The organism is Leptolyngbya sp. BC1307 (assembly GCF_002286735.1).
Classification (GTDB): domain Bacteria; phylum Cyanobacteriota; class Cyanobacteriia; order Phormidesmidales; family Phormidesmidaceae; genus Phormidesmis.
The window spans coordinates 116,558-130,944 of the sequence record NZ_NRTA01000007.1 but is presented as its reverse complement, the minus strand read 5'-3'; the positions used below and the strand labels follow the sequence as shown (position 1 = coordinate 130,944).

Below are 14,387 nucleotides of genomic sequence, written 5' to 3'. Positions count from 1 at the left end.
TCAGCGTTTTGCTTGAGCCATTAGGCTGAAAAATTTCGAGACTACATCCACTCATTAAGATCTAGCAAAGAACCCACGCAACTATCCGAATAGAGCAAAGTGCTTGCTGTATATTTCTATAGACCTTGTTTCAGTAGCGGTTTCTCATGGCCAGACTCTCAGTAGAGCTACAGCGGTACTTTTTGTCTAACGATAGGGACATGATGGCGATTCCCTCGGAAGGGGGTGCGATCGCAGCTACTCCCATGCCGCCCGGCCAAAGCTCACAACCTATTAGAAACCCAGCTGATACACGTCAGGTCACCCTCAACGAAATTTTAGAGATTGCCGGGGAGCGTACCTTTGGCTTTTTGTTTGTGCTGCTGTCTCTGCCGTCGGCACTACCGATACCGGCACCGGGGTATTCGGTTCCATTTGGCATCGTCATGCTGCTGTTGGCCTTGCAGCTAATCGCCGGATCAGAGCAGCCCTGGCTACCCGAGAAATTTCGTAAAAAGGGCTTTGAGCGGTCAACGGTTCAGGGCTTTTTGCGCAAGGGAATGCCCTGGCTAAAGCGCATTGAAACGGTAGCGAGGCCCAGGTTGACGCCGGTCTGTACTAGCCGGGTCGGTCGGATGGTGATTGGTTGTGCGATCGCCCTCATGTCCATCTCCATGATGATCCCAATCCCGCTGACCAACACGCTGCCCGCCATCGGCATTTTCGTCACCGGCTTTGGCCTATTAGATGACGACGGCGCAATCAGCCTGGCCGGACTGACCATTTGCGTCATGGGCGCAGCCTTGAGCGGCACCATTCTCTACTGGCTGATCCACTTTGGCGTCGCTGGTATGGAGCAAGGCGTAGAAGCACTTAAAGATGTGGTCAAGCCTTAGACAGAATATGAACTACGGCTAAGACCGACGCCTAGCTGTAGTTCTTCGACAAGAACCATCATCCCAATACTCTTCAACACCACATGATCGTCTTTGCCATAGATCCCCGGTTTTCCTGATGGCATTTTTCTAGCCCTGTATAGAACCCCTCTAGCCTCTTGAGAAGAGACAAAACAGATTTCGTAGAAGGATTACGGTAGCAGTATTCCAGAAGTTAGAGATAGAAAAGATGAGGCAATCTCTAAAAGTCAAAATTCTATGGTTTCAGCTAGCGTAGGCGATGATGACAATTTTATACAGTCAGCTCTCGAATGGATAGTCGATGTCGGAATCAATGGGTTTGGGATTCTACCCCGTCCTGAGAAAGTCGCAGAAGACTATCGCAGTAAAGCAGCTAGTGTTGAAAATGCTATTGATTCACTCATTGCTGATAGAACTAAATATGCTGCTGGCACAGGATTCATTACTGGGTTAGGTGGTATCGCAGTGATGCCCATCACTATTCCTGCCGGTTTAGCCGCATCCTATGCGCTTGGAGCTAATGCTGCTGCTGCAATCGCTTACCTTCGTGGATACGATATTCATTCCGAGCAGGCAAGAACAATGATTCTCTTATGCCTAATCGGTGAAGCAGGAGAAGAGATGCTGAAGACCGCAGGTATCACGGTTAGTACCAAGCTATGTCAAAACGTGATTAAGCAGATACCCGGTAAGGCTTTAATTGAGATCAACAAAAAGATTGGTTTTCGATTAGTCACAAAGGCTGGTGAGAAAGGCGTAGTCAACCTTATGAAGATGGTGCCTTTAGTAGGCGGTGTTGTTGGAGGCACTTTTGATGGTCTGTTCGTGAATGGCTGCGGCAAGACGGCGAGAAAGATCTTTGATCAAGCGGCAGACGCATCGCAGGTTAGTAGTTGAGCAGGTGTTAGACTTTCTTGAAAGATCCCGGAAAGGCAATAGCTATGGCTTCTGTCACTATTGATCTCTCAGATGACCAGCTTCAAGCATTGCAGAATTTAGCAAGCGTACATGGAACTACGCTTGACGTTCTTTTGCGGGCTAGCCTAGAAGACTGGCTAAGTTCTCAGAAAATGGATTTTATTGATGCTGCTGATTATGTACTGGCAAAAAATGCTGAGCTCTATCGACGGTTGGCATAATGCGTTATCTGACGCTAATCGAAGTATTGGAACTGCATCGTAGAATCATTGCGCAGTCTGGTGGAGCAATGGGCATCCGAGATTTTGGAATGTTAGAGTCGGCGATCGCTCAACCGCGAATGGCTTTTGGAGGAGAAGACCTTTACTTAACCCTAATTGAAAAATCAGCAGCCTTAGGCTTTTCCCTGATCATGAATCATCCATTCGTAGACGGGAACAAACGCACCAGTCACGCTGCGGTAGAAGTTTTTCTCATGTTGAATGGGACGGAAATCAATGCCTCTGTAGACGAGCAAGAACGTGCAGTGTTGGCAACGGCCTCGGGTGAGATGAACCGTGATGCGTTTGTAGGCTGGTTACAGCAACATACGACCACCAGATAGCTTTTGCGCTGGTTGCCACCTCCACGCAATTTATCTGCGTTCGTAAATTATTGGAATATCTGACAGATGCGATCGCCCCGCAGCCTATTCCCCGTCCGTCTCTAACCGACCAAGAGCCGTCCCCGGATAGTAGTGGCCCAAAATTTCCATATAGCTGTAGCCCTGGTCGGCCATGTCTCGGGCCCCAAGCTGGCTCATGCCGCTACCGCTGTGAGCGTCGTCAACGATCGCCTGAGAAGCCGCATACAGCGATTCGACAATGCCGCCCTGATGACTGATGAATTCGCCAGCGGTTGCCTGCACAGCTGCCTGAGTGGTGTTAGCTTCGCGAGCAATGCCGGTGTAAGCCTGAAAGCGCGGCGTGTTGTCTAAATCAAAATAGGCTTCGCTGGCCGGGCGAATGTTGTGCGTGAGGGCGTAGGAGCGGGCGGCTATTGCTTGAGCTTTGAGCGCTTCGAGTGACCAGCTAGCAGACATTTCGCTGCCGACGACGCTGTAGAGATAGTCGCCTAAGAGCACATAGTTGACAGCAATCAGACCGCGATCGCGCAAAGCCACCAGCACCCGCCCCCGATACCAGCTATCGCCAATCGCCACATAGCCGCCATTTTCGGGGTAAACCCAAAAGGCCGTGGGCATCGCCGCGCCATCGACCACAATGCCATTGCCAATCTCTGCTAAGGAGGCAGACCCCGCAGTGAGCGACTTGAGCACGTTGCCATCGAGATCAGTGACCACGCCGCTATCTGAAGTCGCAAAGGCGATCGCCTCTACATCTTTAGCAACCGCTACTCGCATCTCTAATACGCTGTCAACCGTCGCCCCCGTAAACGGCGCAGGTGCCACTTTCGGGGCAGGCGGCGCTGCGGCTGTCACCTGTTCTGCCTGACTCGCCGCCTTAGCAGCGTCACTGCTGGCCTGATCAGCTTTTGCATCAGCCTGCTCCGCTGTCGGAGACAAACTAGCAGCCGCAAGCGGCACCTGAGCGAGAGCTTCTGCTTTGCGATAAAAGATTTGGTTGGTTAAAAACAGGTCCCGGGTATTAAGGAAAGTTTCGGCGGCTGGGTCGTTCGGGTAGCTGAGAGGTCGGTTGGCGATCGCCCCTTTGGGCAGCAAGGCCGCCTGTAGCGATGACGGCGCTATTTGGGTGAGGCCAATTCCTGTACCGGCGGCTGCGATGCCTAAGACAGCAGCTACTTTGTTCGTCGGTATAGTCGCAATCCACGATTTTAGATGCTGACTAAACTTCTTGTTAAAGGTCCACTTGAGGAGGGGCTGCTTGAGCATAAGTTAGCGAGGGCGGTAGATTTTTGCCGGATAGAGCGAGGCTGATAGGGGCAGAGAGCGGCTACCTGATCGGCTGAAGTCCACAAATCAAGCTAAACCGATTCTAACGAGCTAAAGGCCGTGCGCGTATCTGCATTAGCCATTCTTTCAACGAGCTTTAAACAAAATCCTGACAGTTACGAATGAGCTAGGGTGCTACCTGTTCTTGGGAGATCTTAAGCGCTATTAGCGTTAAATTAACGAAGGCCACCCTCAGATGATGTACGGATAATAGAATGACTGCCTCGCAGGATACCCCCTCAGACCAAAAAAACGCTCGGGTGCTTGTAGCGGGAGCAACGGGCGGCGTCGGCCAGCTAGCGGTGGCCCAACTGCTGACAGCAGGTTACCCAGTGCGGGTACTGACTCGCAGCGAAGACAAAGCCCAAGCGATGTTTGCCGGTCGGGTAGAAATTGCCGTTGGAGACATTCGTCAGCCCGAAACCTTGAGCGCCGCGACCGCAGGCATTACCCATCTGATTTGCGCGACCGGGACGACGGCGCTGCCCTCTAACCGATGGGACTTTCAGGTGGACATGGGGATCAATCCGCTAGAGCAGGCGGCTAACTGGGCCAAAATTTACGTGGATGCAGAGTTTCGCAATACCCACGCTCGCAATTCGCCAGAAGCCGTAGACGCTATTGGTGTGAGCAACTTGGTACAGGCTGCGCCTGCTGACTTGCAGCGGTTTGTATTTGTCTCGTCTTGCGGGGTTGCCCGGCGCGATCAGTTTCCTTATACGCTGCTCAATGCTTTTGGCGTTTTAGATGCCAAGCTGAAGGGTGAAACGGCCATTCTACGGTCAGGGCTACCCTACACCATCATTCGCCCGGGCCAGCTCACCGATGGGCCTTATACTTCACGAGATTTTAATACGCTGGTGCAGGCCAGTACTGAGGGTAAGCTGGACGTAAAGGTCGCTACGGGCGATACGCTCAACGGCCAGACCAGTCGGATTGATGTGGCCGCCGCCTGCGTTGCCTGTTTGGAGAGTGCAGCCGCTAAAAACAAGGCGTTTGAGATTGTTAATAAAGGCGATCGCCCTGCTGAAATTGACTGGCCAGCACTCTTTGCGACGGCCTAAACGCTGATCAATCTGATCAATCGCAGGTGCGTCACACCAAAAAATTGACCCCTACCCACAGCAGCAGCAGAGAGCCAAAAACGCCGAGCCAAAGCTTAAACCGGATATCCATCGTCAATGTACAGTAATAAAGTTGCCTTTCCAATCCTAGCTATAAACCGCCCCACTTAGGCACAATAAAAGTGTCAAATTGACCGGCAGGTATAGACTTTTCAGAGTCACGGCTAGGTTTTGAGACCGGCTATGGCTCAGGCGGTCGTATAGCTTTCAGCCTGCAGGCGAAACATCTCTTCGTAGCGGCCTGGGTGGGCCATTAGCTGCTCGTGGGTGCCGGTTTCGACGATTTCGCCATTTTCTAACACGACGATGCGGTCAGCCATGCGCACGGTCGAAAAGCGATGGCTGACGAGGAAGGTCATTTTGCCCTGAGTGAGCTGCCGGAAGCGCTCAAACAGGTCATGCTCAGCGATCGCATCTACTGCCGCCGTCGGCTCATCTAAAATCAGCACCTGCGCTGCCGACATAAAGGCCCGGGCCAGGCCAATCTTTTGCCACTGCCCGCCGGAGAGATCGACGCCGCCCGTGAACATTTTGCCCAACACGGTATCGTAGCCGCCGACTAGTCCGGTGATGACATCAGTAGCCCCAGCAGCGATCGCCGCCTGCTCAACCTGGGCGTCATCCGCGCGGCTGGGCAAATTACCGAAGCCAATATTGTCTTTAGCCGTGAGCGCGTAGCGGGCAAAATCTTGAAAGAGCACGCCGATGTTACGCCGCAGATCCCCTAGCTCAAACGCGCTCAGCGACACATCATCAATCGCAATCAGCCCCCGGTCGATGTCGTACAGGCGAGTGAGCAACTTGAGCAGCGTGGTTTTACCAGAGCCATTCAGCCCAACTAAGGCAATGCACTCTTGCGGGCCAACGGTTAGGTTGATATTTTTTAGCGTCGGTGTGTCGCTGCCCGGATAGGTGAAGTAAACGTCTTGCAAGACTAATCCCTGACGAATAGGAACGGGGAAAGGTTTGGATCGGCGAGGACTGATGACCTGAGGGGAAAGGTCTAAAAATTCAAAATATTGAGAAACGTATAGATTGAACTCATAGAGCGTGGCGATGGTCGTCAAGATACCTGCGGTCGCCGTCTGCGCCTGCTGGAAAGTACCTGCGTATAGCGTCAAATCACCAATGGTGACCAGGCCGCGAATAGTTTCCCACAGCACCAGCGCGTAAGCACCATAGAAGCCGACCGCTGAGATGATTTCTAACGTGACTTGCGCGAGCCCTTGCCGCCTGGCTAACACTTGCGATTCCTGATTAAACTCAGCGCGAATGGTGTGGTATTGGCCAACTAAGTAGCCGCCCAGGTTAAATAGGCGAACTTCTTTGACGTAGGCAGGCTCGGTCAAGATTTTGCCGAAGTAATCAGCTAATCTGCGGCTAGGCGTCTGGCGGCGGGTCATCCAAAAGCGCCGCGAAGAAAACCGCACGCCCACCCAAAAGGTCGGCAGGGCGCTCAGCAGCAGCAAAACAAACACCAGTGGATTAAACCGTAGCAGCAGCGCCAATAGACCTGCCAGACGGGTGACCTGACCCAGCAAATTGAGCAGTAGCCGCAGCACCCGCATTGGGTAGTTACTGCCGCTCTGCTGAGCACGCTCTAGAATGTCGTGGAACTCGGGTGATTCGTAGTGGGCCAGGTCTAAACGGGTGGCCTGCTGTAAAAGCTGAGTATTGGCAAAGAGCAAAAAGCGATCGCTCATCACCTGCGTGATATAGCCATCGAGCTGCTGCAAAATCGCCTGCAAGAGCAAAAAGCCAAAGCCAGCGGCCACTAAGGGCAGCAGAGATTGGATCATAAGGGCGATCGCCGCCCCCTCGTTCACCAATTCCACCACCCGATCTACAATCAGCTTACTGATATAGATCTGCGTCGCCGGTATCAGCGAACTGGTCAGCGTCAGCCCAATACTGAGCAGCAGCGCCCCCGGCGTGACCGACCACACCAGTCGAATTAACCGGGGCATATTTTTGAAAATCGCCAGGGAGCGGGTAGCCTTTTGGACAAGGCCCGTCAGTCTAGAGGTAACCAAATGCTAAAAAGAAGCCTGATATAAAGCAGAAGTGCTTCTATTAGCGTAACGTTTTCGCCCAGATAACTGCGTAGCAACCAGCATTGACGATGATCTACAGCAAATGCTTGAACTTTTCTTCTGCCCCTAGCGACTTTACAGCCTGCTTGATTTCTTGAGTACGGTCTTTTTTGACAATCAAGGTAGCATTGCCATCGCGCACGACCACGACATCTTCTAGGCCGATAGTGACAATCACCTCGTCCGGATCAGCGCTGTAGAGAATACTGCCTGTAGTTTCTATGCCCATGTGCTGACACAGCTCCACGTTGTCAGCATCGCCTTTCATCAGTCGCTCGATCGCGTTCCAATCGCCTAAGTCGTCCCAGCCGAAGTCAGCGGGCATGACGTAGGCACGGTCGGTTTTTTCCATCACGGCGTAGTCAATGCTGAGCTTTTCTAACGTCGCGTAGGCGTCTGCGCCTTTTTCCATCAAAGCGCTGGTCATGGCGGGCGCATGGTCTTTTAGCTCACCGATCATGACGGCGGCAGGAAAGATAAAGATGCCGCTATTCCAGCTATAGTTGCCGCTGCGCAGAAAGTCTTCAGCGGTGGCTTTGTCAGGCTTTTCGGTAAAGCGGCTGACTTTATAAGCGCTCAGGTCGGTAACGCAGCCTGCGCTAAAGCTGCCAGCAGTTGGGCCTTGCTCAATGTAGCCATAGCCGGTAGACGGGAACGTGGGGTTGATGCCAAGCGTGGCGATCGCCCCCTGACTCACCGCCAAATCCGCCGCCGCTCGCAGCGTATCGCAGTAGCGGGCTTGGTCAGTGATGTAGTGGTCGGCTGGGAAAAAGCCACAGATCGCCTCATCGCCGTAGCGCTTGGCAATTTCTAGCGTTGCCCAGGCCACTGCCGGAGCCGTATCTCGCCCCTGCGGTTCGACCAGAATATTGGCATCAGGAATATCTGGCAGCTGCTGACGAACGCCCTCCGCTAAATGCGCCGCCGTAATCACAAACAGCGAATCCCAGTCGGCTAGGGGCAGCAGTCGGTCAGCTGTGGCCTGTAGGAGAGAGCGATCGCCCCCATCCAAGCACAGAAACTGCTTAGGGCGCTGCAGCCGGCTCACTGGCCAAAAGCGCTCACCTTTACCACCAGCCAAAATTATCGGGATAAAACGCGGCATACCGTACACTGCCCTATCAAAGATTCCGGTTTATCCTACCCGCTGAGGCGTAGGTCACAAGCTATAATGCCTTAACAATTGATTAACAAAATACACCTTTATGAATCTTGCAAACTTTTTTTAGTTTTCCGGATTTATTGTTTTGCTGTTGTTTGAGAGATAGATTCCTGCAAGTGAGGTGAATCGGGCCCATGATCGCTCAATCATGATCGCTTAGTCGAGCTGAGGGGGTTAGTTTCCCAGCGGCCAGCAGGTTGAGTTGTGAAGGTTGAGTTGAGTACTCGATTATCCGAATTTAGCCGGGCCCATACTTTTCCGGATTAGAGCGTTCACCAAAAGTTGCAAAACTCACCGCCTTTGATAAAGATTATTTATCGAGAATAGGCAAATTTAAGCGCACATCTGTCTTATAGATAGCCAATTGGGCAGTCAACCTTTGCTAAGTTCATAACTTGAGATGGTGTTAGTGCTAAGCTCCCAGCCCGAAGCAGCCACACCCAAGATTGTCAACCTTTACCCGGCCTGTGGCCCCGCATGACTATTCAGCCCCACGATCAAGAGGCCACTCCTCCCGCTGAAGCACCATCGGCCCTTTCAACAGATGCTGACTTAGCTAATCAAGATCTCAAACCGGATCTAGACCCTGCTACTGCCCCGCCGCCCGTTGCCCCCAGTGTTCTCCAAGCCAGTGTCCAAGGTAGTAAGCCCGCCGCACGGCGATTTCATTTGCGTAAGATTTTACAGGGCGCACTTTGGGCGGCAGTGTTTGGCTCTACGGCGCTGGCCGCAGCTGGATTAGGAGCGATCGCTGTCCTTACCTTTCCGCTGCCGCGCCAGGTCAGAGGCGAAACAGTTACACCGCCCTTAGCCGATCTGTGGCGCTCGGGCTTTCGCTATCAGGTCTCTCGTCCGGTCAATATTCTGGTCATGGGGCTCGATGAAGCCCACGATGTCGACGGCGCTAAACCTGACGACCTGGTAGGTCGCACCGATACGATGCTATTAGTTCGCGTCAATCCTGAGAAAAAAACGGTCAACGTGCTGTCGATTCCCCGCGATACCCGCGTAGAAATTCCTGGCTACGGCACTGAGAAAATCAACCAGGCCAACTTTGAAGGGGGCGCTGAGCTAGCGGCACAGACCGTTATGCACAATTTTGAAGATGTCAAAATTGACCGCTACGTGCGAGTTAGTACGGGCGCTTTCAGAGAAATTGTCGATTTGGTGGGCGGCGTTGAAGTGCTGGTGCCCCAACCGATGTACTACGAGGACAAAACCCAGGGGCTGCTGATCGATCTTGAGCAGGGCCAGCAAACGCTCAATGGCGCCGAAGCAGAGCAGTTTGCCCGCTTTCGTCAGGATTCCTACGGTGATATTGGCCGGGTGCAGCGACAGCAGATCTTGATCAAGGCTTTGCGCCAGCGGCTGACCAATCCCACCGTGATTACTAAGCTACCGCAGATCGTTCGCATGCTTCAGCGTCATATTGACACGAACCTATCGCCAGAAGAAATGCTGGCTCTCGCTGGATTTAGCCTCGACTTGGATAGTCAAAATCTACACATGGTGATGCTGCCCGGGCGGTTTAGTTCTCCAGAGGAGTATACGGCTAGCTACTGGATAGCTGACCAGACGGCCAGCAGCGGTCTGATGCGCACTTACTTTGACACGCAGCCATCCGAACTGGTTGCCGATGCCAGCAGCAGCGGCATCAACTACTACGAATCCCCCTCAGATAGAGACCTGAGCGGACTCCGCATCGCGGTACAAAACGCCACCGATGACCAGCAGGCCAGCTACTCAATGGCTGAATACCTGCGAGACCAGGGCTTTTATAATGTGTATGTCATGCGTGACTGGTCGGATGTAGATCGTCAAACGGCGATCGTTGCTCAGCGAGGTGACCTTGGCAGTGCCCGGGCTATTCAGAGTACGCTTGATGTAGGACAGGTTGTCTCTGACTCTACCGGCGATCTCGATTCTGACATTACCATTCGCGTGGGGGAAGATTGGCTGATGCAAACAGACCCCGACCGGGAGCAGTTGCCCGATGACAGCCCTCAATAAATCTAGAGAAGCTGTAAAGATGATGAGTCTGATGTCGGTAGGAATAGCGCTAGGGCTGGCCTGCTGTTGGGTTTTGCTGTTTGCAGCCCCAGTGAGCCCTTACTGATCGCTATCAGCCCAGCCCAAAACTGCTTAGCTGACTGCTGCTGGCACGGCAGCTTTAATCGCAAAGATTCTTTCGATCACCTCTTGGACGGCTTTGTCTGGTGTAGAGGCTCCTGAAGTAATACCGACTGAGATTTTGCCAGCGGGCAGCCAGTCTGTATCCACCGTGAGTTCATCGCTGTTAAGCGGCATGTGCTCAATGCGGTTGCCCGGCCCGATACGAACAGCGCTGTCGACGTGGAATGAAGGGATATCGCGCTCTACGGCAATTTCCTGGAGGTGAGTGGTATTGGATGAGTTGAAGCCACCAATCACGACCATCAGATCAATATCAGCATCGACCAAGCTGAACATGGCGTCTTGTCGCTCCTGGGTGGCATCGCAGATGGTGTTGAAGCTGTGAAAGTGGTCGTTGAGTTCGAGCGGGCCGTACTTTTTCAGCATGGTGCGCTCAAAGAGTTTGCCGATTTGCTCGGTCTCGCCTTTGAGCATGGTGGTTTGGTTAGCGATGCCGATCGCATCCAGGTCGGTGTCAGGGTCAAACCCGGCGGAGTGGGCGTTGGCAAATTTGGCGAGGAATTCATCGCGGCTGCCCCCGTTCAGGATGTAGTCACTGACATACTCAGCTTCTGCCAGGCTAAGCACGACCAGGTACGTCCCGGCAAAAGAGCTGGTCGCAACGGTTTCTTCATGCTTGTATTTGCCGTGGATAATTGAGGTGAATTCTTTTTTCTTGTGCTTTTCTACGGTGTTCCATACTTTGGATACCCACGGGCAGGTCGTGTCCACAATGGTGCAGCCAAGATCGTGAAGATACTTCATTTCTTGCACGCTAGCGCCAAAGGCAGGCAAAATCACCACGTCGCCTGACGCTACGCCAGAAAAGTCTTTAACACCGTCAGTCAGTTCAATAAATTGCACCGACATGGCTTTGAGCTGCTGGTTAACTTCCGGGTTGTGAATAATTTCGTTGGTGATCCAGATGCGCTGGTTGGGAAAGTGCTGCCTCGCCTCGTAAGCCATTGCGACTGCTCGCTCTACGCCCCAGCAAAAGCCAAAGGATTCGGCCAGGTGAATGGTGACATCGCCCTGTACCATCTGATTGTGGCTGGCTCTAAGGGTTTGGATGAGGCTGCTTTCGTACTGCGATCGCATCTCCCCGGCCACGTCTTCTTTTTGGCCAAAGCCCTGATTGCGATAATAGTTTTCCGAGTGATTGAGGGCGCGCTTGAAGGCTTTGGTATCCATAGAGCTAGCGATGACAATTACTACATAGCTAGTCTACTTTAGATGGTCGGCGGTTTTAGATGGTCGGCGGTCAGTGGGGGCGGTTACTGGAGTTCTAGCTGAGCATAGAGTGCGATCGCACTACGCCAGACCAGGTAGCCCTGACGATTAAGGTGCAGGCCATCGGTCGTGAGATCGTCTCTGAGATTGCCGTCGCCCGTGACAAAAATTGGGTAGAGATCCAGATAGTAGGCGTTGTTTTCAGCCGCGATTGTCTTCAGCGTGTCGTTGAGAGCGACAATGCGATCGCCCTGCAGCGCCAGCAGCTTATCTCGACTTTCCCAAGTAGAATTTTCACCGCCGTGCGGCAAAATTGACTGCACCACAATTTGCGCTTTAGGGTGATCTTCTTTCAGCCGCAGCACGATCTTCTGATAGTTCGCCACAATCTCCTCATCCGTCTTGCCCCAGATCAGATCGTTAATACCGATCATGACGAAAATGGCTTCGACATCATTGTCTTTTAGCAAATCCAGACGGTCTAGCACTCCCTGAGTTTTTTCGCCCGAAATGCTCTGGTTGATCCAGACCCGACGGCCCGGCATTAGCTCACCGGGAAACCACAGGCTTAAAGAATCACCCAGCAACACCGTTAGATGCTCAGGACGCTTAGCGACCATAGACCGAGCTTCTTGCGCTAAGACATCTATCCACTGCTGATAGCTGAGCTTGCGCCCGCCAGCAGGACGAGGCAACTCCATCACCATGTCGGTAATAGCCGCATCCGTCACCGAAGCATTGACCAGTGGCTCACTTACCAACCGCTCAGCGGGAGCCGTTTGCTCCTGCCAAACCGATAGCAAACTGCCAAACAACAGCCCATTCATCATGAGGGAAAGAGCCGCCCAGCTGGGAATTTTGATAAACCACTTAACCACAGGAGAACTCAGAAATAAGAGACGGCAGTGCTGACTGGACAGATTTTAATCGGATCTGCTCTTCCTGCCTAGTCCATAACTCAAGGTTCCGTACGAATACGCAGCAGCACAGCAGCGTAGAATACCCTTCGCAGCCGCTATACGTTAAACCGGAAAAGCATCACATCGCCTTCTTTAACGGTATATTCCTTACCTTCGCTGCGTACCAGACCTTTTTCCTTCGCTGCCGCCATCGAACCCGACGTCACCAGGTCTTCGTAGCCGACCGTCTCAGCGCGGATAAAGCCCCGCTCAAAATCGGTATGAATAACGCCAGCTGCCTGAGGCGCGAGCATGCCCGATTTAATCGTCCAAGCACGGGTCTCTTCAGGGCCAGTCGTAAAGTAAGTCCGCAGCCCCAAAAGATCATAAGTAGCGCGAATGAGAGACTGTAATCCTCCCTCACTGACGCCCAGCGCCTCTAAAAAGTCGGCCCGCTCCGCTGCTGGAATCTCCAATAGCTCTGCCTCTACCTGCGCGGACACTACTACGACCTGAGCAGCTTCACCTTCGGCATGAGTGCGGACTGCGTCTACCCAATGGTTACCATCAGCCAAGTCATCTTCTGAGACGTTAGCTGCGTAAATCACCGGCTTGCGAGTGAGCAGACCTAGCGGCTTAATCAGCAGCTCTTCGTCTTCTTCTAAAGTCACCTGGCGGGCAGCTCTGCCTTCATCTAGCACAGGCTGCAGCTTTTCTAGCACTTCTAATTCGGCCTGGGCCTCTTTACTGTTACGCGCCTGTTTACGGATCCGCTCTATGCGCTTATCGAGTTGAGACAGGTCGGAGAGCGCTAGCTCTAGATTGATGACTTCGATATCGCGCAGCGGCCCAATAGAGCCCGAAACGTGGATGATGTCATCGTTTTCAAAACAGCGCACAACGTGAATAATCGCATCGACTTCGCGAATATTAGCCAAAAACTGATTGCCCAGCCCCTCGCCCTGACTAGCCCCTTGCACCAGCCCAGCAATATCGACAAACTCCACCCGTGCTGGCAGGATCTCTTTAGAGCTAGAAATGGTCGCTAACGCCTGAAGCCGAGCATCTGGCACCGCCACTATGCCAACATTCGGCTCAATGGTGCAAAAGGGAAAATTTGCAGCCTGAGCCTTCGCATTGGCCACGACTGCATTAAATAACGTAGATTTTCCAACGTTGGGCAGCCCCACAATTCCGGCTCTGAGCATAGGAGTAAAATCAGCCTGGTTTCTATTACTTCACCCAGCATAAAGGGAATAGGGAATATTTCCCTACCCCATCACCTGCTACACTTTGGCTAAATTTGTCAGGTACTCGTCAAAACGATGCGCCCAAATCGACTTGCCAGTAACCTCACCAAAGGTCTGATGCTCTTTTTGCTGCTAGCGACCGGGCTCAGCGGTTGCATGTTTTTTGGAGGCAGAGACGCCCAAGAGACGCCCAGCGAGGAGCAAATTGCCACCGGCCCGACAGATTTAGAGAACACTGCAACGGGCGCTCAGATCACCGTGCCCGACGGCTGGAGAGTTGCCAGAGAGGGGCTGCGCAAAACCGCCGACATTTACGCAGTCTACCCTTCGAGAGATTTATATGCGAGTGTCCTCTCTGAGCGCGCAGCGGTGCTAAGTCAGTTTGATTTGGAAGATAATGCGACTCAGTATCGACGGCTAATTCGCTCAGAGCTAGACGACTACGAGGGAGAAAACCGACTGGGAACCTCATCTATTGATGGGATGCCAGCTGTTCAGTATGAGATTCGAGGCCGGGTAGGTGGCGTGCCGGTTGTGTATTTACATACCACCATCAAAGGGGCCGATAATTATTATCAAGTCGTAGGCTGGACGACAGAAAACGGCTACGAGGAAAATGAAGAAACGCTCAAGGCGATCGCTCTGAGCTTTCGCAAAACGGAATCGTAGTCAAATTAAGGAAGTGAAAGTTC

Annotated in this window: 14 protein-coding genes; 7 read left to right on the top strand and 7 right to left on the bottom strand. The window is 52.8% G+C overall.

All coding sequences use genetic code 11. The features are described 5' to 3' along the window. The first annotated feature begins 245 nt into the window (after positions 1 to 245). Positions 246 to 875: an exopolysaccharide biosynthesis protein gene (locus tag CKL79_RS06570; protein ID WP_346427051.1), complete on the top strand. Its 630-nt coding sequence runs from the start codon at positions 246 to 248 to the stop codon at positions 873 to 875. On the opposite strand, the gene CKL79_RS24155 is transcribed toward CKL79_RS06570, so the two are convergent. After that, complete coding sequence (locus CKL79_RS24155; RefSeq protein ID WP_276299309.1) at positions 872 to 1,000, bottom strand: hypothetical protein; 129 nt, start codon at positions 998 to 1,000, stop codon at positions 872 to 874. The two genes, CKL79_RS06570 and CKL79_RS24155, sit on opposite strands and share 4 nt — an antisense overlap. Positions 1,001 to 1,133: 133 nt before the next feature. Between CKL79_RS24155 and CKL79_RS06565 the strand changes: the two genes are divergently transcribed. Genes CKL79_RS06565 through CKL79_RS06555 form a run of 3 tightly spaced genes read left to right on the top strand, consistent with a single transcriptional unit; the run spans position 1,134 to position 2,418 of the window. After that, complete coding sequence (locus CKL79_RS06565) at positions 1,134 to 1,793, top strand: EcsC family protein (RefSeq protein WP_121968783.1); 660 nt, start codon at positions 1,134 to 1,136, stop codon at positions 1,791 to 1,793. A 44-nt stretch (positions 1,794 to 1,837) separates the two neighbouring features. Next, positions 1,838 to 2,035, top strand: a complete 198-nt coding sequence (locus CKL79_RS06560) for a DNA-binding protein (protein ID WP_121968782.1) — start codon at positions 1,838 to 1,840, stop codon at positions 2,033 to 2,035. Further along, complete coding sequence (locus CKL79_RS06555) at positions 2,032 to 2,418, top strand: type II toxin-antitoxin system death-on-curing family toxin (protein ID WP_170943992.1); 387 nt, start codon at positions 2,032 to 2,034, stop codon at positions 2,416 to 2,418. Before CKL79_RS06560 ends, CKL79_RS06555 begins: the two co-directional genes overlap by 4 nt. 84 nt (positions 2,419 to 2,502) lie before the next feature. On the opposite strand, the gene CKL79_RS06550 is transcribed toward CKL79_RS06555, so the two are convergent. After that, on the bottom strand, positions 2,503 to 3,705 hold the full coding sequence (locus CKL79_RS06550; protein WP_121968780.1) for a SpoIID/LytB domain-containing protein: 1,203 nt from the start codon (positions 3,703 to 3,705) through the stop codon (positions 2,503 to 2,505). A 275-nt stretch (positions 3,706 to 3,980) separates the two neighbouring features. Here CKL79_RS06550 and CKL79_RS06545 point away from each other — a divergent pair, with 275 nt between their 5' ends. Further along, positions 3,981 to 4,829, top strand: coding sequence for an SDR family oxidoreductase (locus CKL79_RS06545; protein WP_121968779.1), 849 nt, complete (start codon positions 3,981 to 3,983; stop codon positions 4,827 to 4,829). Positions 4,830 to 5,077: 248 nt separating this feature from the next. Here the strand turns inward: CKL79_RS06545 and CKL79_RS06540 are convergent, their stop codons facing one another. Together CKL79_RS06540 and CKL79_RS06535 are read right to left on the bottom strand one after the other, a co-directional pair. Beyond that, on the bottom strand, positions 5,078 to 6,856 hold the full coding sequence (locus CKL79_RS06540; RefSeq protein WP_121968810.1) for an ABC transporter ATP-binding protein: 1,779 nt from the start codon (positions 6,854 to 6,856) through the stop codon (positions 5,078 to 5,080). 160 nt (positions 6,857 to 7,016) lie between these two features. Continuing rightward, positions 7,017 to 8,087: a mannose-1-phosphate guanylyltransferase gene (locus CKL79_RS06535; RefSeq protein ID WP_121968778.1), complete on the bottom strand. Its 1,071-nt coding sequence runs from the start codon at positions 8,085 to 8,087 to the stop codon at positions 7,017 to 7,019. Between the two features lie 534 nt (positions 8,088 to 8,621). Between CKL79_RS06535 and CKL79_RS06530 the strand changes: the two genes are divergently transcribed. Next, positions 8,622 to 10,154 (top strand): LCP family protein, encoded by a 1,533-nt coding sequence (locus CKL79_RS06530; protein ID WP_121968777.1) that lies wholly within the window; start codon positions 8,622 to 8,624, stop codon positions 10,152 to 10,154. A 132-nt stretch (positions 10,155 to 10,286) separates the two neighbouring features. On the opposite strand, the gene CKL79_RS06525 is transcribed toward CKL79_RS06530, so the two are convergent. The 3 genes from CKL79_RS06525 to ychF form a co-directional block, all read right to left on the bottom strand. After that, positions 10,287 to 11,507 (bottom strand): 4-hydroxy-3-methylbut-2-enyl diphosphate reductase, encoded by a 1,221-nt coding sequence (locus CKL79_RS06525; protein WP_121968776.1) that lies wholly within the window; start codon positions 11,505 to 11,507, stop codon positions 10,287 to 10,289. A gap of 83 nt (positions 11,508 to 11,590) precedes the next feature. After that, positions 11,591 to 12,424 (bottom strand): GDSL-type esterase/lipase family protein, encoded by an 834-nt coding sequence (locus tag CKL79_RS06520; RefSeq protein WP_240518715.1) that lies wholly within the window; start codon positions 12,422 to 12,424, stop codon positions 11,591 to 11,593. 137 nt (positions 12,425 to 12,561) lie between these two features. Then, entirely contained in the window at positions 12,562 to 13,653 is a 1,092-nt protein-coding gene (gene ychF, locus CKL79_RS06515) for a redox-regulated ATPase YchF (RefSeq protein ID WP_121968775.1), read from the bottom strand. A gap of 117 nt (positions 13,654 to 13,770) precedes the next feature. Here ychF and CKL79_RS06510 point away from each other — a divergent pair, with 117 nt between their 5' ends. Then, the gene (locus CKL79_RS06510) at positions 13,771 to 14,364 is read left to right on the top strand and encodes a hypothetical protein (protein ID WP_121968774.1); all 594 of its coding nucleotides are present in this window, start codon (positions 13,771 to 13,773) and stop codon (positions 14,362 to 14,364) included. Positions 14,365 to 14,387: the final 23 nt, after the last annotated feature.

Coding starts and splice junctions, on each gene's coding strand:
- CKL79_RS06570 (WP_346427051.1), top strand. CDS start 246: ATGCCGCCCGGCCAAAGCTCACAACCTATTAGAAACCCAGCTGATACA.
- CKL79_RS24155 (WP_276299309.1), bottom strand. CDS start 1,000: ATGCCATCAGGAAAACCGGGGATCTATGGCAAAGACGATCATGTGGTG.
- CKL79_RS06565 (WP_121968783.1), top strand. CDS start 1,134: ATGGTTTCAGCTAGCGTAGGCGATGATGACAATTTTATACAGTCAGCT.
- CKL79_RS06560 (WP_121968782.1), top strand. CDS start 1,838: ATGGCTTCTGTCACTATTGATCTCTCAGATGACCAGCTTCAAGCATTG.
- CKL79_RS06550 (WP_121968780.1), bottom strand. CDS start 3,705: ATGCTCAAGCAGCCCCTCCTCAAGTGGACCTTTAACAAGAAGTTTAGT.
- CKL79_RS06545 (WP_121968779.1), top strand. CDS start 3,981: ATGACTGCCTCGCAGGATACCCCCTCAGACCAAAAAAACGCTCGGGTG.
- CKL79_RS06540 (WP_121968810.1), bottom strand. CDS start 6,856: ATGCCCCGGTTAATTCGACTGGTGTGGTCGGTCACGCCGGGGGCGCTG.
- CKL79_RS06535 (WP_121968778.1), bottom strand. CDS start 8,087: ATGCCGCGTTTTATCCCGATAATTTTGGCTGGTGGTAAAGGTGAGCGC.
- CKL79_RS06530 (WP_121968777.1), top strand. CDS start 8,622: ATGACTATTCAGCCCCACGATCAAGAGGCCACTCCTCCCGCTGAAGCA.
- CKL79_RS06525 (WP_121968776.1), bottom strand. CDS start 11,507: ATGGATACCAAAGCCTTCAAGCGCGCCCTCAATCACTCGGAAAACTAT.
- ychF (WP_121968775.1), bottom strand. CDS start 13,653: ATGCTCAGAGCCGGAATTGTGGGGCTGCCCAACGTTGGAAAATCTACG.
- CKL79_RS06510 (WP_121968774.1), top strand. CDS start 13,771: ATGCGCCCAAATCGACTTGCCAGTAACCTCACCAAAGGTCTGATGCTC.